Origin of the sequence: Pedobacter sp. N36a, from assembly GCF_014472395.1 — a bacterium.
Classification (GTDB): Bacteria; Bacteroidota; Bacteroidia; order Sphingobacteriales; family Sphingobacteriaceae; genus Pedobacter.
In genome coordinates this window covers 232572-254427 of record NZ_JACSZW010000005.1, presented here as the reverse complement: position 1 = coordinate 254427, position 21856 = coordinate 232572, and the positions used below count along the sequence as shown (strand labels likewise).

The following is a 21856-nucleotide window of genomic DNA, read 5'->3' as shown; positions in this document are numbered from 1 at the left end:
CAACGATGAAAATAATATATAAAACAGTCTTATTGCTGGCAGTACCCGTTTTGATGACAAGCTTCGCCGGCTGTAAAAAATTCCTGGACACAAAGTCATCTACCGCTACCTCTGATGGGGCAGTGCTTAAAAATGTGACCCAGTTAAATATGGTGCTCACCTCAGCCTACAAAAAACTGTATTTTAACAATAACGGCGCGGATAGGGCTTATTCAGGTCTTGCAGGTTTACAGATGTACGTAGACCTTGGTGGTGCTGATATACTTAGTCACACCAATATGGGCGGTAATCAGGTCACTTCTTATACTTATGAGCCTACCAGGACGCAGATTACCGGAAATTCGGATGCGATATGGTCCATGATGTATAAAACGATCAATGAGGTGAATGCGATTATCACAGCATTGCCAACTGCAGATGGGGGGCCGGAATTGAAACAGCAGATTATGGGACAGGCAAAAGCCATCCGAGGCATCTGTTATTTCCACCTGATCCAAAACTATCAGCAAACCTATATGCTGGCTAAAAATAAACCAGGAGTGATCCTGAGGTTATCCTCTACTGATCCGGAAAGTATGCCGCGTTCTTCTGTAGAAGCCTGCTACCAACAGATTTTAGCTGACTTGAAAGAGGCAAAAGGGCTGCTGGCTAATTATGAGCGTCCGAACAAATGGACAATTGATAAAAACGTGATTTCAGGACAATTGGCCAGGGTATATCTGGTGATGAACGATTGGCCGAATGCGCTTGCGGAAGCAACAACTGCTTACAATGCTTATAGTCAGTTGATGACTCGTGATCAATACAGAAGTGGTTTTGATAAGGTAATCACTAATGGTTACCCAGAGATCATGTGGGCCATGAAATATACAGATACCGATAATATTGGCGGAAGTACCCAGTTTAACTTCTGGTATAACCAGGATGAAAGCTATGGCGAAGGTTTTACTGATGGTCCTATCTATGCCTTCCTGAGTTTCTTCGCAGATGGAAAGTACGAGCAGCTGTTTGAAAAGACAGAAGATAGGTATCAGTTCTGGAAACGTACCAAGAATGCTTCTCAGGAATGGTCTACAAAATGGGCATATAACAAGTACAAACATTATGGCGATGCGAATGGTGCGGTACAGGGAAATACCCGTCCGGAAGTTTCATTGATGAGAGGTTCTGAAATGCTTTTGATCATGGCTGAAGCTGCAGCAAATTCTGGTGGAGATGGCTTGACTTACCTAAACCGTTTGCAAAGAGCGAGAGGAGTGGTCAACGTGACTACTGCCGCTGCTGGTCCAACACTTCTGGAAGCCATTTATGTAGAAAGACGCAAGGAATTACTTTGTGAAGGGGTAACCGGTTTTTATGACTTGCTGCGCCTGCAAAAACCATTGCTTCGTTACCAGGAAACTGCCACTTATAAAGAAGGACATTATACCTGGGGTGTGAACCAATTGAATGGTTATGTAGCCTCTGCGACAAACCCTACGGGTACATTGCCTTCAAATGATTACCGCTTTATCGGTCAGATTCCACAGTTGGAAATGACCAATAATGAAGCGCTTAAACCTACTGATCAAAATCCTTTTTCAGGACAATAGTTGTCAGTTTGATAAAATAAAAACGGGGTCTGGTTTATAAACCAGACCCCGTTTTTAGGTATTGTACTTTGATGATTTATAATGAAATTAATCGCAGTTTGGAATGGTATAAGTATAGGTTTCTGCAACTCCTGTTGGGAAGCTGTAAATCATTCCTTTGCCAGTCTCAAACCAGAACTTGCCGCGTAGCTTTTCTCTGGTACCAATCTCATTCATCGAAAGACTGTCGAAAATACGACCGTTAATCATCACATATTTAATCTTCTCAGAGTTTCTGATGTCGTTCAAAGGATTAGCATCCATGATCACTAAATCCGCTAATTTTCCTGGCTCCAGAGAACCGATTTCTTTATCCATACCTAAGTATGCTGCGCCGTTTAAAGTGCCGCTTCGGATGGCTTGTAATGGCGACATACCGCCTTGTACCAACATCCACAACTCCCAATGTGCACCTAGCCCTTGAATCTGACCATGCGCACCCAGGTTTACTTTTACGCCGGTATCGGCAATTTGTTTAGTCGCCTTAGCGACTTCAATATGTCCGTAATCTCCGTATTCAGCAGTCGTTCTTCTTCTGGCGCGGGCATCAATAATGGCACGTGGGGTGAAGGCCATCAATCGCTCATTTTCCCAAACATTGGTTCTGTCGTACCAGTAGTTTTCTCCCCATTGGCTACCATAACTTACAATCAATGTTGGCGTATAGGCTACTGCAGTATTGCCCCAGAAAGAAGTGACGTCTTTATAAACCGGTGCTACAGGAATGCTGTGTTCAATTCCGGTATGACCATCTGCCACCATATTCATATTGGTAAAAAACGTAGATCCACCTTCAGGAACCACTTCCATTTTCAATTGTCGGGCGGCTTCAAGGATCTGCTGACGCTGATCTCTTCTAGGCTGATTGTAAGATTTTACTGAAAACGCACCTACTGCTTTTAACCTTTTGAGGTGAGATAGTGCATCATCAAGACTGTTGATCACAACTTTAAAATCACCATCAGCACCGTATAAAATAGAACCTGTAGAGTATAAACGAGGGCCAACCATTCTGCCTGCTTTCAGCATTTCTGCCTGGCTAAATACCATTTCTGTATTGCTGGAAGGGTCATGAGAAGAAGTCACTCCGAAAGCAAGGTTTGCCATATATGACCAATCCTGCTGCGGCGAAATACCATCAGGACTAGTTCTTAAGTGTGCATGTACATCCACAATCCCTGGCATAATCGTTTTGCCGGTCACATCAATGACTTTCGCATCCGCTGGAACGGTCATTTCCGAAGACTTACCCACAGCAATAATCTTGTTGTTTTCTACGAGAATGGTTCCTTCTTCAATTACTTCATCGCCTTTCATCGTGATGATTCTGGCCCCTGTTAAAGCAAGCAATCCATTCGGACGGTCGCTTTTCAATTTTAAGCCTAGAGGAAGCCCAACCGTATCTGGTTTTTGTGCGACCTGTACACCTGCCTCATCGAAGCTGAAGGCAGATTTGATGTCTTTGCTGAAGTATCTATCGCCCAATGTCCACAATAACTTCTGACTGTCATTGCTCCAATGGATATAGGTTCCGCCATCTTTAGTGATTTTGGTCAGTGGAATTGCTTTGTTTGTTGCAGAAAGTTCCAGGGGAGTGCCTACAGTAACCATTGGTGTCACATAAACATTAAACAGCTCTGTGAAAGCCATCCATTTTCCATCCGGACTTGGGGTAAATTGTGTGACATAAGTAGAGGTGTAATGGGTTCTCTCATTTGCACCATTCAGGTCGATACTTTTAAAAGCTTTTTTACCACCTTCATAACCCTGGAAATAAATACGGGTATCGTCTGTATTGAACTGGGGCTTGATACCATTGTCGGAGATCAAGGTTTTTGCACCGCCATTCGCCGACATGATGTAGATTCCTGTTCCTCTGCCATAAGCATATCCCAATACATCATTTCCTATTCCTTTTCTGAAAATAATGCGGTCTCCTTTATGAGAGTAAGATGGAGAATAGTAGAATCCTTTTTCGTCAGTTAAAGTGACGGTCTTTCCTGATTTCAGATCGGTTCTTTTGATTGCGCCTTTTAATTCATCGTTCCAGGTGGTGTAAATCACGTATTTTCCATCGTTACTGATTTTAGGTTCAAACTCAAAATCAATACCGTTGGTGACACGCTCTGGAGTACCATTTGGCAGGTCTTTTTTGTATAGAAATCCTGCAGCATTGAAGATCACCATTTTTCCATCTGCGGAGCTGGTCAGCTGTCTGATCATTTTGACATCAAATTCATTGCTGTATACCTGATGCGGGAAATGAAGCGCTTGCTGAACAGTTTGCTTACTGTTCACCTGGAAAGGAATGTCGTTGCTAATTAACGTAGATAGTTCGATCCTTTTGATCTTTCCTTTAGCATAAAATACGATGTTCTTATTATCTGGTGTCCAGGCAAAGTTTGGGTATACCCCAAATATAGCCCAGGTTTCCTGCTGGTCATGAGAGAGATCTTCATATACTGGCCATTCTTCGGCAGTACGTAAATTCTGTACATATAAAACCGATTTTAGGCGAACGCGTTTTACATAAGCCATCATTTTTCCATCCGGAGAGATCTGCGGACGGGCAGCACCGCCTTGCTGTGCCACAAGATTGCTGAGTTTGCCAGTCACCATATCCAATTGGCGGATCGCATAAATCATCCCATTTGGATCTTTGCTGTATTCAAAATTAGGTCCCGGAGCCATGTCTTCAGAGAAGTATAAGTACCTGCCGTTCGGGCTGATATTTGGCTCACCGGCATCTTGCTGGTCATTTTTTCTTTTGGTCAGCTGTACCCCTTCGCCACCATACATGCTGTACATCCACATTTCTCCTGCACCAAGAGAACGTGAGCCGGTGAAGTGTTTACGAGCCACCAGGTATTCACTGTTTGGCGTCCAGGTTGCATTGTTCAGCAATCGGAAAGTTTCTTTGGTGACTTGTCTTTTTCCTGAACCATCGCGGTTCATGATCCAGATATTATCAGCCCCGTTCTTATCACTGGTATAAGAAATGTATTTTCCGTTTGGACTAAAGCGTGGCTGAATGTCCCATGGTATGCCTCCACTCAGTAGGGTAGCATTTCCACCGCTGATGGGCATGCTGTAAATATCTCCCAACAGGTCAAAAACAATATCTTTACCATCGGCACTCACATCGAGGTTCATCCAGGTTCCTTCATCGGTTTCAATATGGAAGGTTTTTGTTGGGCCCTGGTATTTTTCGATGTCCCATTTCTTTTCCTGGGAAAAGGCAGACTGGAAGATGAATACCAAAGCCAATGGTAGTAAAGTTTTTTTCATCATGAAAATCGGTGTAAATAAGCCTGCAATTTAATAATATCAGTTCATTTTTATAGTTTTGATGAGTAACCTTTTTATGAGCGAAGCCGAGATACTTAAAAAATACTGGGGGTTTGACACTTTCAGACCACTCCAATCAGACATCATCAGTTCCGTTTTAAATGGCCATGACACTTTAGCGTTATTGCCAACCGGCGGAGGTAAGTCCCTTTGCTTTCAGATACCTGCATTGGCCAGGGAAGGGATTTGTATTGTCATTTCACCCCTGATTGCCTTGATGAAAGATCAGGTGGAAAACCTGAAAGCAAAAGGCATTGAGGCGGTCGCTATCTATGCAGGAATGGGAAAACGAGAAATCGATATCCTGCTCGACAACTGTATTTATGGCAAGATTAAGTTTTTATACCTATCGCCGGAAAGATTATTATCAGAAATTGTACGCATTCGTATTTCTTATATGAACGTGAATTTAATTGCGGTAGATGAAGCGCATTGTATTTCCCAATGGGGATATGATTTTCGGCCACCGTATCAACAGATCGCTGAGATCCGTGAAATTCATCCTAAAGTACCTGTTCTGGCTTTAACCGCTACTGCTACGCAGTTTGTGCGGGCAGATATTGTCGATAAGCTAAAATTTAAAGACAGCAAAATCTATGTGCAGAGTTTTGAGCGTAAGAACCTGAGCTATGTGGTGATGGATAAAGAGGATAAATACGGAAAACTGCTCGACATTGTGAAAAATGTGAAAGGGAGTGGTTTGGTGTATGTCAGGAACAGAAGAGAGACTGTTGAAGTCGCTTCTTTTTTAACCAGACATCAATTAGCGGCAGATTTTTACCATGCCGGAATTGAAAAGGCAGATCGCTTCCGTAAACAGGACGAATGGAAAAAAAATAAAATAAGGGTGATGGTGGCGACCAATGCTTTTGGCATGGGGATCGATAAGCCGGATGTGCGCTTTGTGGTACACCTGGATCTACCGGAAAGTCTGGAAGCCTATTATCAGGAAGCCGGTAGGGCAGGGCGTGATGAACAAAAAGCTTATGCGGTATTGCTGGCCAATAAATCGGACCAAGTTTCTTTAAAAGCCAAATATGCAGATCATTTTCCCAGTGTGGAAGACATCAAAAAGACTTACCATTACCTTGGAAATTACTTCCAGCTCGCCTTTGGTGCTGGAGAAGGGCTGACTTTTAATTTTGACCTTGCGGATTTCTGTAAGCGTTTTAATGTAGGCGTGATCAAGACCATGGCAGCACTGAAATTTTTAGAGCATGATGGTTACCTGACACTTTCTGAAAACATCTTTTTGCCTTCCAGGGTGTTGTTTACTGCTGCTCATGAAGACGTTTATCGTTTTCAAATAGAGAATGCAGGATATGATCCGCTGATCAAGGCGATCCTGCGGTCTTACGGCGGCGCATTTGATCAGTATGTGAGAATTGAAGAAAACGAGCTGGCTAAGAAAGTGGGGCTCTCGTATAGCACGGCAAAGAAGATGATCAGTAACCTGGAAGAACAAGGTTTATTGTCTTATTTGCCACAATCAGATCAGCCTCAGCTCCAATATATCCGCCCAAGAGTGGATTTTGTGCACATGGATATTGAGGTGAAATACATCGAGCTAAGAAAGAAAATCCAGATGGATCAGATCAATTCAGTACTGGCTTATACCGATACCAAGGAATGTAGGAGTGTGCAGCTGCTGCGTTATTTTGATGAGCCGGATGCCGATAAATGCGGTGTCTGCGATGTTTGTCTGGAAGAGAAAAAAGCCGAGGACCAGGATTTACGCTTCGACCGGATCGATTTTGAACTGGTCACTTTACTGCAAACGAAAGCACAGTCTATCGAGGATCTGGTAACCGGGATCAAAACCGGTAATGAACATGATCGATTAGGACGGATCCGTGAATTGCTGGATGCCGGAAAAATTAAAACAGATGGTAAAAACTATTATTTGTAAATTGCAATAAAATTATCCCCTATGAAGAAATTACAACTTATCGCTTTTGCTATTCCTGTGTTTTTAGCAGGATGTACTACAAAATGTATTGAAGATTCAGGAATCCAGATCACTAAGGTAGTGGAACTGAAAAGTTACGATAAAATTAAGGTGAGCGGTACGATTAAATTGGTTTTGACGCAGGACAGTACGTATAATGTGAAGATCCAGGCGGATTCTAATATAGTACCATTGATCAGATCAAGGGTGAGTGGGAGTGAATTGGAACTTAAATTAGAGAACGGAAAGTACTGCGGAACAGACTCTGTGGTGATTTACGCTGGAATTGGTGAGCTCAAAGATTTGGAAACCAATGGTATGGTGCGTGTGTTTGGAACGGGACCTATCTATGTGAAAGATCTGGACCTTGATTTACAAGGCAGTTCTGATGTGAATTTGAACCTCAATGCGAGTAAGCTGACTTCGAAAATTGATGGTATCGGAAAACTAACTTTGACCGGACAAACGGGAACTCATGTGCTGAAAACAAGCGGCAATTCAAAACTGGAAGCTTTTGATTTTGTAGCTGGTGTATATGACATCAATATTGATGGTACCGGAAAAGCCAATATCAATGTACTGAACGACTTAAAAGTAAAGACTTCTGGTGCAAGTGAGATTTATTATAAAGGGAATCCAAAAAATGTAAGCGAGAAAAAATCCGGAGCAGCGAAACTGGAGAAAGTTAATTAGCCTGATGGTTGTTTTTTAGCTATTTTAGCGGCCTTATTTGATACATGGAACAAAAAAACGACAAAAAAGTCATCCGGTCATGGGCTTTTTTTGATTGGGCAAATTCTGCTTATAATTTAGTCATTACTTCAACAATTTTTCCTGCTTATTATACGATCATCACCACTACTGCCGAGCATGGCGATCAGGTAAAGTTTTTCGGATATACTTTTACGAATACAGCTTTATCTAATTATGCACTTTCAGTTGCCTATTTAGTGATGGTGATTTTAATGCCCTTGCTTTCCGCTACTGCGGATTATCGAGGAAACAAGAAAATATTCATGAAGATCTTTACCTATATCGGCGGTTTTGCCTGTATGGGTTTGTTTTTCTTTAAACTGGAAAGCCTGGAATTGGGCATTATCCTTTTTGCTATTGCGGCCATGGGCTATGTTGGCGGGGTGCTGTTTAACAATTCCTACCTTCCGGAAATTGCGACTAAGGATCAGCAGGATCGGGTGAGTGCCCAAGGTTTTGCCTATGGTTATGTAGGGAGTGTGATTCTGCAGGTCATTTGTTTTGTATTTGTACTAAAACCAGAACTTTTTGGCATTACTGATGGTTCTTTACCGGCAAGGCTGTCCTTTTTACTGGTAGGGATTTGGTGGGTCGCTTTTGCACAGATACCTTTTCGTAAACTGCCGGCTGGAAGTCCGAATTATACGGCTTTAAATAAGAGCCTGGTGCATAATGGCTTTGGAGAACTGCGCAAAGTCTGGCAGCAATTAAAGCAGATGAATTTTTTAAAACACTATTTGATTGCTTTTTTCTTTTACTCGATGGGTGTGCAGACGGTGATGCTGGCGGCGGCCGGTTTTGGAGAGAAAACCTTGCATTTGGGAACTTCTAAATTAATTGCTGTAATTTTAATCATACAGCTAGTGGCCATCTGGGGTGCCATGTGGATGTCGAGGTTTGCCAAAAAGATTGGCAATATCAATGTGCTGATTCTGGTTGTTATCGTATGGGTAGGGGCTTGCGTTGCTGCTTATTACACGACTAATGAATTTGAATTTTATGGCTTAGCAGCAGTAGTTGGCCTGATTATGGGTGGGATTCAGTCATTATCGAGGTCTACGTACGCTAAGTTCTTACCTGAAAATACACCAGATACCGCTTCCTTTTTCAGTTTCTATGATGTAACAGAAAAACTGGCGGTTGTGATTGGTCTTTTTAGTTTTGCTTATATTGAGGAACAAACTGGCAGCATCAGAAATTCTGTGCTGGCATTGGTCTCCTTTTTTGTAATAGGTTTGATATTTTTGCTGCTGTTAAAAAAGGCAGAACCAAAATTGGTTAAAGGTTAACCATGATAGATTTTAATAAGAATTAGATACCCATGAAGATAGAATTGTTTGTTCCTTGTTTTGTTGATCAGTTATATCCTGAGACTGCATTTAATACGATAAAGCTATTGGAGAAAGCGGGTTGTGAGGTGTTTTATAATTCCGCGCAAACTTGCTGCGGTCAGCCGGCCTATAACTCCGGATATTGGGAGCAGGCTAAAGAAACAGGGACGAAGTTTTTAAGTGATTTTTCCGGTACAGATTATATTGTGGCACCTTCTGCATCCTGCGTTGGCATGGTGAAGAGTGGCTATAGCGACCTGTTTACCAATACCAATCTCCATAATAAATGCCGCAGCATTCAGCAGCATGTGTATGAGCTTTCTGATTTCCTGGTGAACGTGTTAAAAAGAGATTATTTTGGCGCGGAACTGGATGGAAAAGCGGTTTACCATGATTCCTGCAGTGGATTGAGAGAGTGTAAGATTAAAGAAGAGCCACGTCAGCTATTGTCTAAAGTCCATGGATTAGAGATGGTAGAAATGAAGGATACAGATATGTGCTGCGGATTTGGCGGTACGTTTTCTGTGAAGTTTGATGCGATTTCTTCGGCTATGGCGGAGCAAAAAGTAAATAATGCCCTGGAAATGGGCGCTGAATATGTGATCTCCACCGATTTATCCTGTCTGATGCACTTGCAGGGATATATCGATAAAAATAGCATTCCATTGAAAACGATGCATTTGGCGGATGTTTTGGCGAATGGCTGGTTAGAAAGTACAGAATATTAATTTTCAGTATCAGAGAAGGATAAAAAGACGAGAAAGTGGTCGGGTAGTGTTCGGGAAGAGATCGGCCTTATAATAGGGTTCGGAGAGGGTTCGGTTAGGGTTCGCGTAGGGTTGCCTTAGTCTTTGCTATCCGAACCCTAACCGAACCCCCTCCTGCAGCTACAGAAATGCAGGTCTCTTCCCGAGTACATCCTGACTGCCTGATGACTCCTATCGTAATTTATAAAAATGATTGCTTGAACAAGGCTGGATTTTCGGACTTGAATTGTTATATTTGTGCCAGTGGCAGTTGAAAAAAACGGTCATGATTTAGGTAATATTTTATTACACGTAGAATAAGAGTTGTCTAAATTGTTTAAAATCAATTAATTAACTTAAATCATAGTTGTAGATGATTAACATTACACTGCCTGATGGTTCTAGCCGTCAGTATGAAAAGGGTATAACAGCCCATCAAATTGCACTCTCTATTTCAGAGGGATTAGCGCGCAACGTATTAGCTGCGGAAGTAAACGGTGAAATTTGGGATTCTTCCAGAGCAATTGAAAGCGATTCAACGGTAAAGTTGCTGACCTGGAATGATGCGGCTGGTAAGGCTACATTCTGGCATTCTTCTGCCCACCTTATGGCGGAAGCCTTAGAGGCTTTATATCCGGGTACAAAATTCGGTATTGGTCCTGCTATTGAAACTGGATTCTACTATGATGTAGATTTCGGCGACAGGGAATTTTCTTCGGATGATTTCAAAGCGATTGAGGCGAAGATGATTGAGCTGGCTAAGCAAAAACAAGTTTTTGTAAGGGAGCGCGTTTCTAAAGCGGATGCGATTAAATATTTTACAGAAAAAGGTGATGAGTACAAGCTAGACCTGTTAGAAGGACTGGAAGATGGAAAGATCACATTCTATAACCAAGGTGAGTTTACGGACCTTTGTCGTGGGCCGCACATTCCAAATACCGGTTTTGTTAAAGCGGTAAAATTGATGAATGTTGCAGGTGCTTACTGGCGCGGTGATGAAACTAAAAAACAGTTAACCCGTATTTATGGGGTAACTTTCCCTAAAGCGTCTGAGCTGACTGAGTATCTTCACATGATTGAAGAGGCGAAGAAAAGAGATCACCGTAAGCTGGGTAAGGAATTGGAATTGTTTGCTTTCTCTGAGAAAGTAGGTATGGGATTACCATTGTGGCTGCCAAAAGGTGCTGCTTTGCGTGAGCGTCTGGTTCAGTTTTTAACAAAAGCACAGGCAAAATCAGGATATGAGCAGGTAGTTACACCTCATATTGGCCATAAGAATTTATACATTACTTCTGGTCATTACGAGAAGTATGGTAAAGATGCTTTTCAACCGATTAAAACCCCACAAGAAGGGGAGGAGTTTTTCCTTAAACCGATGAACTGCCCTCACCATTGTGAGATTTATAAAGTAAAACCTCGTTCTTACAAGGACCTTCCTTTGCGTTTTGCAGAGTTTGGAACGGTATATCGTTACGAACAAAGTGGAGAGCTTCATGGCTTAACCAGGGTTCGTGGCTTTACTCAGGATGATGCGCATTTGTTTTGTCGCCCGGATCAGGTAAAAGAAGAATTCAAAAAAGTAATTGACCTGGTATTGTATGTGTTTAAATCTCTTGGGTTTAACGATTATGTGGCACAAATTTCTTTGAGAGATCCTGAGAACAGAACGAAGTACATTGGTTCTGATGAAAATTGGGCTTTGGCTGAATCGGCGATCATCGAGGCTGCTGCGGAAAAAGAATTACCTACTGTAGTAGAATACGGCGAGGCTGCTTTCTATGGTCCGAAGTTAGACTTTATGGTAAAAGATGCACTGGGCAGAAAATGGCAGTTGGGAACGATCCAGGTAGATTATAACTTACCTGAGCGTTTTGAATTGGAATACACAGGTAGTGATAACTTAAAGCACCGTCCGGTGATGATCCATAGGGCTCCATTCGGTTCTTTAGAGCGTTTTATCGCGGTATTGATCGAACACTGCGCTGGTAATTTCCCATTATGGCTTTCTCCGGAGCAATTTATTATCCTTCCGATCTCAGAAAAGTATGAAGATTATGCAAAAAAAGTTTCAGATGAGCTAAATAATTCCGATATTCGCGGTTTGATTGACTTCCGGGACGAGAAAATTGGAAGAAAAATCAGAGACGCTGAGGTTAAAAAAATCCCTTATATGCTGATCATTGGAGAGAAGGAAATGGCGGAAGGAAAGGTTTCAGTAAGGAAACACGGCACAGGAGATTTAGGTGAAATGACTCAGCAAGAGTTTAGTGAATTATTAATTAAAGAAATAACAATTTAAATAGTATATAAATTTGGCATTAGGCAGACCAGGATTTAACAGGGGACCACGTCCTCCTTTTAAGAAAAAAGAAGCAGAACATAATATTAATCAGTTTATCAGAGCTCAGGAGGTTAGATTAGCTGGAGATAATGTTGAACCGGGGATCTATCCTTTGGCAAAAGCTTTAGCCCTTGCCGACGAATTGGAATTGGATCTTGTTGAGATTTCTCCAAATGCAGTGCCTCCGGTATGTCGGATCATTGATTACAGTAAGTTTGTTTACGAGCAGAAGAAAAAACAGAAGGAGATTAAAGCAAACGCAAAACAGACTGTCATTAAGGAGATCCGTTTTGGTCCTAACACAAATGATCACGATTTTCAATTTAAGTTGAAACACGCAATTAGTTTCCTTGAAAACGGAGAAAAAGTTAGGGCTTATGTACACTTTAAAGGTAGAGCGATTGTTTACAAAGAGCAGGGAGAGATCTTGTTGCTTAAGTTTGCACAGGCGCTTGAAGATATCGGTAAAGTGGAGTTATTACCTAAGTTAGAGGGCAAGCGTATGTTTTTAACGTTAGCTCCAAAAGTTGCTAAGAAATAAATAAATTACATATTAATAAACACAGGTTATGCCAAAAATGAAAACCAATTCCAGTGCTAAAAAGCGTTTTAAGCTTACTGGAACAGGTAAAATTGCAAGGAAGAATGCCTACAAAAGCCACATCTTAACTAAGATGTCGACTAAACGTAAGCGTAATTTGGGTCACACTTCAATGGTGTCCGCAGCTGATATGGGCAACGTTAAGCGTATGCTTGCTATCGGTAAATAATTAAATTTTTAACCAGGTACCCGGTAGTAAGTTTGCTGTAATACGCAACACCGTTTATCAAAAAACAACACACTATGCCACGTTCGGTAAACGCAGTAGCTTCGAGAAGAAGAAGGAAAAAAGTCCTAAATATGGCCAAAGGCTATTGGGGATCAAGAAGTAAGGTTTTCACAATCGCTAAAAACACGGTAGAAAAAGGTTTGCAATATGCATACCGTGACCGTAAAGTTAAGAAAAGAGAATTCCGTGGATTATGGATTCAACGTATCAACGCTGGAGCTCGTCAACATGGTATTTCTTACTCTCAATTGATCGGTAAATTAGCGACTGCAAACATCGGTTTAAACCGTAAAGTTTTAGCTGATTTAGCAATGAACCATCCAGCAGCTTTCAAAGCAGTTATTGATGCAGTAAAATAGATCTAACGATCATTTTAATCATAAAAAAAGGGAGCTTCCAGCTCCCTTTTTTATTGGCTTCTATTTTGAAAGCTGGATGAATTTCCCGGCTTCCGCAATGGACTTCTTGTCCAGACGAGCTAATTTTGGGATATTCCCGAGTATTGGAATGCCAGTATAGTTGGCGATATAGCTTTCAGATTCTTTATTGGCTTCGCCATTGAAGATGATGCCCTGCACCTGAATATTTCTTGATTTCAACACCTCCAGGCTGAGTAGGGTATGGTTGATGCTGCCCAGGTAATTCTGGGAAACAATGATCAGCTTTGCATTTAACACTGGGATGAGGTCTAATATCAATTCTTTCTCATTAATCGGTACCATTAGTCCGCCAGCACCTTCAATGATGAGCTGGTTTTTGGTTGCAGGCAGTTTCAGGTCTTGAGTTTTGATTTCAATGCCGTCCAATCTGGCAGATAAATGCGGTGATAGGGGCTGACTTAACCTATATTGCTCAGGATGGATCACTGTTTTTGTATTGCTGATCAGATCTTTGATAGATAAGCTGTCACTTTGCTCTAAATCTCCGGATTGTATGGGTTTCCAGTAATCTGATGCAAGTTTTTGGGTCAGGATGGCGCTAACGATCGTTTTTCCGATGCCGGTACCGATTCCTGTAATGAAATACGTATTGTTCATATTATTTTAATAAAACCAATGATTGGATCAAGGCGTTAATTTCTTCTTCTGTATTGTAGGTATGCAGACAAATCCTTAACCTTTCTGTTCCAATAGGAACGGTGGGGCTTACAATTGCACGGATGTCAAATCCTTTCTGCTGCAAGCTTGCTGCTGCGTTTTTAGCGGAAGTGTTGCTCTGGTAGCGAATGGTTTGAATGGTGCTTTGGCTGGTCAGTCCCCGATAGCCTGCTGATTTCAGGGCATCGCTGTATTGCTGGATGGTTTGCTGGATCCATGGCGTATGGTCTGCTGAAGCCAGCAGCTGATAGGCGCAGTTGATGCTCGCGATGCTGTGGAGTGGCGCAGCGGTCGTATAAATAAAGGACCTGGCATAATTGAGCAGGTATTCCCTTAATGGGGCATTTCCTAAAACAATTGCCCCGTGACAGCCGAGTGCTTTTCCAAAGGTCACCACACGTGCAAATACTTCTTTTTCCAAGCCGAGTTCCTGCACTCGTCCCTTTCCGTAAATTCCGAATATACCTAGGGCATGCGCTTCATCTACGATCAGATTGGCATCATATTTCTTACAGCAAGCATTGATTTCTTGTAGCGGGGCAAGGTCGCCGTCCATCGAATAGACGCTTTCTACCAGGACATAAATGTTTCCGGTGGCTAGTTTTAGTTTGGCCTCCAGGGCTTCTATATTATTGTGCTTAAAGGTGTATCTGTTGGCGTGACTGAGCCGCGCACCATCAATCAGACTGGCATGGATCAGTTCATCAGCTATGATGGTATCTCCCCGCTGTGCCAGGCTGGAAATCAAACCAACATTGGCATCATAGCCGGAGTTAAAGATCAATCCACTTTCCGCCTGGTGAAAATTTGAGATAAAAGCTTCGGTTTCCTCTGTATAGGCGTGGTTACCGCTGAGTAATCTCGAGCCACCAGAGCCAATAGCCGAATGAGGGATTTGGCTGAGGGTATCGGCGATATTTTGCTGCAGTTCTGCTGATCTGGAAAAGCCCAGATAATCGTTTGAGCAAAAGTCGATGGGATGGGGATTGCTGGATAATTTTCTCAATGATCCTTTTTCCTTTCTATCCTGTAACTTGTGTAGTATAAACTGCCAGGTCTTATTCATTGCTCCAAAAATAAAGAAAGCAGGAGGAACCTGCTTTCTTTATTTTTAATTTATGCCTAGGTTTTGTTCTTTTTAACGCTTTTTTAGTTTTTATTGAGCTGAGAGATTGATTTCTGCATTTGTGCCATCATGCTGCTCAAGGTTTCAATACTTGGTTCTGGTGTTGGATCTGGAAGGGTAGAAGAGATAAAGGCTTTTGCTTTCCATATTTCCAGAATGTCATCTGACGAAATGGTATAAGGATCGTATAGCTTATTGTCGGAAACGAGCTTCAATTCTTTGTTCTCTTTGAATTTGTTACCCGCTCTTTTATAAACTACGCCTTCATTTTTACTGATGACAATATAAGTTTCTCCTATTTTAACATCATTCCAATTGTCCAGGTATTCGGCAAGGATGATACTGCCGGATTGGATAGGCAGCATGGAATCTCCCAAAATTTCGAAAGCCCTGAATGTACCTTGTTTTAAGAAGGGCAGGGGCAGTTGAAACTTCGGTAAGTCTTTGATGTATTCTGGGTCAGAGAATCCGTTCAGGTAGCCCGCACTTGCTTTTACCGGGACCATTTCGATGTTCTCTTTGTCGTCTTTATCTACCGAAATACTGAGTATTCTTAGGTTTGAACCCTGGCTTTTTAGCTTAGGTTTCCAGCTATCGCTGATACTTTCATTGATAAACTCATCAATTGTGAGGTCAAAGAATTCTGCTATTTTTTTTAGCAAATCGTATTTTGGTTCTGCGCGGTCTTCTTCGTAGGCACCAATAAGAGATCTCTTAATCCCCATAGCATCAGCGAATTGTTGCTGTGTGAGGCCTTTTTTCTTTCTTAGATACTTTAGGTTAGGGGAGATATTTGACATAAAATAAAAGTTTAGTATTTATTTGTTTTTACTAATATAGTTAGTATTATTGTACCAATAAAGTTAGTAATTATAATTCGAATACCAAATAGGTATACTAACTTAATTAGTTTGTATCATTTAAACCTACAGTCATGAAGAAATTTGTATATATCGTAACCGATAGAAACCGCAAGAGTTTACATGTTGGAATGAGCGCTGATTTAATTAAAACGCTTGATTTTTATAAGCAGATGCCGAATCTGTTTTTTGATTGCGGGCAGCAGCTCACCAGATTGGTATATTTTGAAGAATTCAAGACTGAGGCCCAGGCACTGGGAAGGTTTAAGGTGATCAGTCGTTTTACAAGGATGCAGAAGGAACGGATGGTGAGGTCTTGTAATCCAAATTGGATTGACCTGACGATAGGTCTGGATTTTGAGCATATCCTCAGTAGTAAGCCATTGTTGAATCAGGTGGCGCTGCCGTTTAACATCATGTCTTAGCATGCTATGGTGTGCTCATGAATGCTGGGGATGCGGCTAGGGAATGTGGTGGTATTGAATTACAAAATCCCATTTATATAAAATGTCCTATAAAATATGCCGGTGTGCTGGCTATATTTTATAGGACATTGTTTAAATACGGAAGGGTATAGGACCGCTTTACTTAGCTGGCTTGTTTTTTTCCTGTTCTTTCTTTATACGCTCTTTCTCTTTTTCTTCTTCACGTTCTTTCTTTCTCTGTTCTCTTCTTTCTTTTCTGGTTAAAGGAACCTCAGTGGCAGATGGTTTTACCGGTTCTGGAGTCTTTTTATCCTCCGTTTTGATGATGTCTTCTTCTTTTAATACCGGCTGCTGATCATCCATTGCGGGTGCATCAAAATTAGTGGAATCTACCGCTAAACTATCTGTAGTCGCGGTATCTACTTTAATTCTCGGACTCGGACAATCAATTGTTCTGGTAATTTTTACTTTAGCTTTCGGGAATGGGCCGTAGGTATATCCTGTACTAGGATCATGATATACTTTTTCCATGAACTTCGCAAAAATTGGTAAGGCTGTTCTTGAACCTTCTCCGTTTGCACCGTTGTTAAAGTGAGCGGTACGTTCATCACATCCTACCCAAACACCAGTGACCAGGTCTTTAGTAACGCCCATATACCAGGCATCTACATAGTCAGAAGAAGTCCCGGTTTTTCCACCGATCTGATTTCCTTTTTTCCAAAGATCCCATTCCCAAAGTGCTTGAGATGTTCCTCCTGGTTCCTCCATACCTCCACGAAGCATGTATAACATCAGCCATGCAATCTCTTCAGAAAGCACTCTTTTTGTTTTCGCTTTAAAGTCTTCAATGATATTGTCGTCCTGATCGGTAATTTTCTCCACTAAGATAGGATCTGTTCTTACTCCTTCATTGAGGAAAGTACTGTAGGCCCTTACCATTTCAAATACGGAAACGTCATTTGGGCCAAGGCTCACAGATGGTACGGCTTGCAGCGGACTTTCAATACCACATTCTTTAGCCCATTTCACCACATTATCTGCACCTACTGCTTCGGTCACTTGTGCAGTAATGGTATTTACGGATTTTGCCATAGCCCAGCGCAGAGACATTTCTCTGTAGCTATAGTTCCAATCTGCATTTTTTGGCTCCCAATACTCTGTTTTACCTTTTTCCTGGTATGTGATTTTTACAGGTTTATCGGTGAATTTGTCGCAAGGACTCATTCCTGATTCCAATGCAGCCAGGTAAGCGAAAGGTTTGAAGGTTGATCCTGCCTGTCTTTTACTTTGGTTTACGTGATCGTATTTGAAAAATTTATGGTCGATACCGCCCACCCAAACTTTGATCTTTCCACTGAATGGATCCATGGTCATCATTCCGGCATTCATGATCTTTCCGTAGTAGCGTATGGAATCCATGGTAGAGAATAAGGTATCACGATCGCCTTTCCAGGTAAAGATTTTCATCTTCTTCTTTTTATTGAAGTAGGCTTTAACAGAATCCGGACTGTTGCTGTATTTCTTTTCTAATAAGGCATAGATAGGCAGTTTGCGCATGGCGCGATCAGGATAGTCTACTTTCTTCTTTTCAGAATCCTGCCAAGGGTCTTCATTACCCCAAACGCTATAGAATCTTTTCTGAATGATCTTCATTTGATCGGCTACGGCTTCCTCTGCATATTTTTGCAGCTTTGAATCGATGGTGGTATAAATCTTTAAGCCATCCTCGTAAAGGTCGTAATCATTTTCGTCTGCCCATTTTTCAAGGTACTTGTCGACTGCCGCACGTAAATAAGAATCTCCGTCGCCTCCTTCTTCAATGCTACCTTCTTTAAGTTTGATTGGTGTATTCTTAAAAGTGTCTAATTGTGGTTTAGTGATGTAATTGTACTTGTTCATCTGAGCGAGAACCACATTTCTACGTTCCAGGGCCTTATCTGGATTTCTCAAAGGGTTGTAAATCGATGTTCCCTTTAGCATTCCTACCAGTAATGCAGATTCTGGTACCTGAAGTTCATTTGGGCCTTTATCGAAATATACTCGGGAGGCCGTTTTTATGCCGAAAGCATTATTGCCAAAGGAGACCGTATTGAGGTACATCGTGATGATGTCATTTTTAGAATAATTGGATTCCAGTTTTACGGCAGTCATCCATTCCTTTAACTTGGAAACAATGGTGCGAACTACAGGGATGTGTTTAATGACACCTTGTGATTTGTTGTATCTGGTGCGGTAAAGGTTTTTTGCCAGCTGCTGTGTAATGGTACTTGCCCCACGTTTGTCGCCGGTAGCTGTAGAAATACCACTGGACAGCAGGGAACGGAAATCTATGCCCATGTGGCTATAAAAACGAACGTCTTCGGTAGCGATTAGCGCTTCAATAACGCTGGGTGAGATCTCTTTAAAGCTAACCGGTGTACGGTTTTCCTTGTAATAGCGGCCGATCAGTTTCCCATCAGCGGTATAAAGTTCAGAGCCTACACTTTGAGTGGGCGCTTTGATGTCTTTATAAGATGGGGAGTAGCCAAATAGCCATAAGAAGTTGAGCTGCAGGGCGCAGAAGAATATGATGATGCAATATAGGAATATGCTGATGTAGCGAATATACTTATTGCGGATTTCTTTAAACATGGACGTAAAGATGAAAAAAAAACGTAAAATAGTTCGTGTTAAATTTTGTTAAAACTTGTAACGCAAATTAACATAAAAAAATTGCGAATGCACTTATTTGTTGTTCAAAAGGCCTTCTTATGTGTTTCGTCTATAAAAAGTGCCTTAACGTAGTCAAATAGCGTATAGACAATTTACGTCTAAAAATTCTATCTGCACTATCTTAAGGTTAAATTGATTATGGAGATTATTTGATGTTTTAATTAGATAATTATTTTGTTTATTGTGCTATTCTTGTTATATTAGTTTACGTTACCAATGTGGGTCATAATTGAGGTATACTATTATAATATAGATCCCTCCAGGAGTAACTATTGAGAGGCAATTGTTTGTCGGCCAACCATCAATATCTATTCAGTCAATTTTTAAAACTATCTAATTTTTCAATCTGATCTTTATCAGTATCGTACTGATTGATCGGTTTGCTGTATGCTATTTACTTTAAATTTCAATTACTCGCCAATACCCAATTTTGGCATCCTTTAAGGAATTACCTTTTGGATCGCTTTAGAATTGAGGGTCATTTTTAACCTGATTATCACTAGAATAAATAACCTTAAAATTGTCAGTTATGTATAAAAATATGATAATACCTACAATTCCAACTAAATCGATGAATACTTATAAAAAAAGGATAAAACTTATGTGCTTCTCAGCTATTAAAATGTTAAATGGCTGTTACAGTGTACTTTGTGGCGATTTTTTTATCGAAATAATTACATTTATCAAAAACTCTGGTGATTTGAAATCCTTACCTGCCGAAAATAGGGCGTATCCTCATATTTAGAGCTATAAAAGTGTAAAAAATATATAATTATTATAAGGCTCAAACTTGATATTTTTAGGTTGGAATATATGAGATCAATTGCTGACTATAAAGACTATTCGGACGCTCATCTTGTTGATTTACTGAGGGCAGATGACCATTCGGCTTTTAATGAAATGCTAAAAAGGTATAGTGCTATCTTAATCAACTTTACTTATCGGAGGGTAACGGATCTGCCACTGGCAGAAGATCTGGTGAATGATGTGTGGGTTGATTTATGGGCGAAGCGTAGTCAATATGCTTACGCGAATGGCTTCGAGCCTTTTATCTTCGCAGCGATGAGGAACAGGGTTTTGCTGCATTTTAGAAGAGGAAAGATTTCTCAGCGTTATATTGACCACTTTAAAGCTACCTATTGTGAGGAACATGAGTCCTCAGATTTACTGGTTCGATCAAATGAACTCTCCGCACTGATAGAAAAGGAAATTGCTGCGCTTCCGATTAAAATGCGGGAAGTTTTTGAATTGAGCAGAAAGACGGCTATGAGCCGTAAAGAGATTGCGGAATATCTGAAAGTTCCTGAAAATACGGTGAAAACAAATATGCATAGGGCCTTAAAAACCTTAAAAACTAAGCTGGGGCCAGTCATGGTGTTTGTTTTTCTGATCTAATTGACAGCTACTTAACATTTTTTTAAATATTTATTGAACCCTAAGTTGACAATAGTGTACTGTAGTTGTGTAAGGCATGAAAAGGAATGTAGTTCAATTGATAAACTAATTCTGGTCGTGTAAAAGAATATAGACTACGATAAAACCTATCAAATAGATCAGAAATGGAAAAGCTAAACATAGCGGACTTACTGGAAAAATATAATGAAGGTAATTGCAGCCCCGAAGAATTAGCTTTTGTTGAAAATTTACTCCTGGAGCAGGATCCAACAGCAATTGAGCTGACGGATAAAGAATTGCAGGCTGCAGAAGAACGCAGCATTCTTAGAGGACAAGAAATACCTGCGGTAATCACCAGGAAAATGAACAGGCCTTTAGTCACTTTTTTAATTGCGGCTTCGATAGCACTTGTATGTGGCGTGTGGACTATTTTCTCTGTAAAGAAGAGTACTCCAGATCACTATGTAGCGGATATTAATCCAGGTGGTAATAAAGCGCTTTTGACTCTTGAAAGTGGAAAAAAGATTCCATTAAGTGAGACAAAAACAGGTGTTGTAATTGATGCGTCGAGATTGACCTATAATGATGGAACATTGATTCACCATGAAGCATCGAAAACATTTACAATTTCAACGCCGCGTGGTGGAACATACCAGGTACGTTTGCCAGATGGATCTATGGTATGGCTAAATGCGGCTTCAAGTTTAACTTACAGGACGGCTTTAAAAGAAGATGGGGGGATCCGTCGTGTAAGGCTTACTGGAGAGGCTTATTTTGAAGTAGCAAAAGATAAAGAACATCCATTTGTGGTCAGCACGGATGAACAGCATGTAACTGTTTTAGGGACCCATTTCAATATTAATAGCTATAGAGATGAAGGTTCCGTGAAAACCACGCTTTTTGAAGGGAGTGTTCGTGTCGCAACTATATCGAGCACTGGAAATCCTATGCGAGAAAGTACAAAGATCCTTAAGCCGGGAATGCAGGCCATTAACTCTGGGAATGTCATTGAGATCGCACCTGCAGATGCTGATTTGGCGATATCCTGGAAGAACGGTGAGTTTGCCTTTAAGAATGAGTCGCTGGAAGAGATCATGAAAAAAGTATCCAGATGGTATGATGTGGAAGTTGTTTTTGAAGATCCGAAAGTAAAAAGAAAAATATTTGGAGGTTCTATCTCCAAGTTTGAAAAAGTATCAAAAGTGCTCGGTATGCTGGAGCTTACCGGAGATGTGAAATTTAAAATTGATGATAATAAGATCCTAGTTACCCAATAACGTTCCAATCTGGTTAACGCTCTCATTTTTGTTTCA

Annotated in this window: 17 protein-coding genes; 12 read left to right on the top strand and 5 right to left on the bottom strand. The window is 41.0% G+C overall.

All coding sequences use genetic code 11. The features are described 5' to 3' along the window. The first annotated feature begins 5 nt into the window (after positions 1 to 5). A complete protein-coding gene (locus H9X96_RS12140; protein ID WP_187666531.1) occupies positions 6 to 1592 on the top strand; it encodes a RagB/SusD family nutrient uptake outer membrane protein in 1587 nt (528 codons plus the stop codon). Between the two features lie 87 nt (positions 1593 to 1679). Here the strand turns inward: H9X96_RS12140 and H9X96_RS12135 are convergent, their stop codons facing one another. After that, complete coding sequence (locus H9X96_RS12135) at positions 1680 to 4919, bottom strand: amidohydrolase family protein (protein WP_187666707.1); 3240 nt, start codon at positions 4917 to 4919, stop codon at positions 1680 to 1682. Between the two features lie 76 nt (positions 4920 to 4995). Here H9X96_RS12135 and H9X96_RS12130 point away from each other — a divergent pair, with 76 nt between their 5' ends. The 8 genes from H9X96_RS12130 to rplT all read left to right on the top strand — a co-directional run bounded on the left by H9X96_RS12130 (position 4996) and on the right by rplT (position 13287). After that, positions 4996 to 6888, top strand: coding sequence for a RecQ family ATP-dependent DNA helicase (locus H9X96_RS12130; protein ID WP_187666530.1), 1893 nt, complete (start codon positions 4996 to 4998; stop codon positions 6886 to 6888). 21 nt (positions 6889 to 6909) lie between these two features. After that, positions 6910 to 7620: a head GIN domain-containing protein gene (locus H9X96_RS12125; RefSeq protein ID WP_187666529.1), complete on the top strand. Its 711-nt coding sequence runs from the start codon at positions 6910 to 6912 to the stop codon at positions 7618 to 7620. Between the two features lie 44 nt (positions 7621 to 7664). Continuing rightward, complete coding sequence (locus tag H9X96_RS12120; protein ID WP_187666528.1) at positions 7665 to 8969, top strand: MFS transporter; 1305 nt, start codon at positions 7665 to 7667, stop codon at positions 8967 to 8969. Between the two features lie 32 nt (positions 8970 to 9001). Next, positions 9002 to 9739: a (Fe-S)-binding protein gene (locus tag H9X96_RS12115; protein WP_187666527.1), complete on the top strand. Its 738-nt coding sequence runs from the start codon at positions 9002 to 9004 to the stop codon at positions 9737 to 9739. 391 nt (positions 9740 to 10130) lie between these two features. Then, on the top strand, positions 10131 to 12056 hold the full coding sequence (gene thrS / locus H9X96_RS12110; RefSeq protein ID WP_187666526.1) for a threonine--tRNA ligase: 1926 nt from the start codon (positions 10131 to 10133) through the stop codon (positions 12054 to 12056). A 13-nt stretch (positions 12057 to 12069) separates the two neighbouring features. Beyond that, positions 12070 to 12639, top strand: coding sequence for a translation initiation factor IF-3 (gene infC / locus H9X96_RS12105; protein ID WP_015807729.1), 570 nt, complete (start codon positions 12070 to 12072; stop codon positions 12637 to 12639). A gap of 28 nt (positions 12640 to 12667) precedes the next feature. Further along, positions 12668 to 12868, top strand: a complete 201-nt coding sequence (gene rpmI / locus H9X96_RS12100; protein WP_062547998.1) for a 50S ribosomal protein L35 — start codon at positions 12668 to 12670, stop codon at positions 12866 to 12868. A 74-nt stretch (positions 12869 to 12942) separates the two neighbouring features. Then, positions 12943 to 13287 carry a 50S ribosomal protein L20 gene (rplT, locus tag H9X96_RS12095; protein ID WP_062547999.1) on the top strand — a complete coding sequence of 115 codons (345 nt, stop codon included), beginning with the start codon at positions 12943 to 12945 and terminating at the stop codon, positions 13285 to 13287. A 60-nt stretch (positions 13288 to 13347) separates the two neighbouring features. On the opposite strand, the gene bioD is transcribed toward rplT, so the two are convergent. The 3 genes from bioD to H9X96_RS12080 form a co-directional block, all read right to left on the bottom strand. After that, on the bottom strand, positions 13348 to 13965 hold the full coding sequence (gene bioD, locus H9X96_RS12090) for a dethiobiotin synthase (protein ID WP_187666525.1): 618 nt from the start codon (positions 13963 to 13965) through the stop codon (positions 13348 to 13350). A 1-nt stretch (position 13966) separates the two neighbouring features. Beyond that, positions 13967 to 15091: an 8-amino-7-oxononanoate synthase gene (locus H9X96_RS12085; RefSeq protein WP_187666524.1), complete on the bottom strand. Its 1125-nt coding sequence runs from the start codon at positions 15089 to 15091 to the stop codon at positions 13967 to 13969. Positions 15092 to 15174: 83 nt separating this feature from the next. Continuing rightward, positions 15175 to 15951: a LexA family transcriptional regulator gene (locus tag H9X96_RS12080; protein WP_062548002.1), complete on the bottom strand. Its 777-nt coding sequence runs from the start codon at positions 15949 to 15951 to the stop codon at positions 15175 to 15177. Between the two features lie 134 nt (positions 15952 to 16085). On the opposite strand from H9X96_RS12080, the gene H9X96_RS12075 reads away from it, so the two are divergent. Next, positions 16086 to 16436 (top strand): GIY-YIG nuclease family protein, encoded by a 351-nt coding sequence (locus tag H9X96_RS12075; protein ID WP_187666523.1) that lies wholly within the window; start codon positions 16086 to 16088, stop codon positions 16434 to 16436. Positions 16437 to 16595: 159 nt separating this feature from the next. On the opposite strand, the gene H9X96_RS12070 is transcribed toward H9X96_RS12075, so the two are convergent. Beyond that, positions 16596 to 19067 (bottom strand): penicillin-binding protein 1A, encoded by a 2472-nt coding sequence (locus tag H9X96_RS12070; protein ID WP_187666522.1) that lies wholly within the window; start codon positions 19065 to 19067, stop codon positions 16596 to 16598. An 894-nt stretch (positions 19068 to 19961) separates the two neighbouring features. Here H9X96_RS12070 and H9X96_RS12065 point away from each other — a divergent pair. Further along, positions 19962 to 20543: an RNA polymerase sigma factor gene (locus H9X96_RS12065; RefSeq protein ID WP_187666521.1), complete on the top strand. Its 582-nt coding sequence runs from the start codon at positions 19962 to 19964 to the stop codon at positions 20541 to 20543. 164 nt (positions 20544 to 20707) lie between these two features. Then, positions 20708 to 21820, top strand: a complete 1113-nt coding sequence (locus tag H9X96_RS12060; protein ID WP_187666520.1) for a FecR family protein — start codon at positions 20708 to 20710, stop codon at positions 21818 to 21820. Positions 21821 to 21856 lie beyond the last annotated feature (36 nt).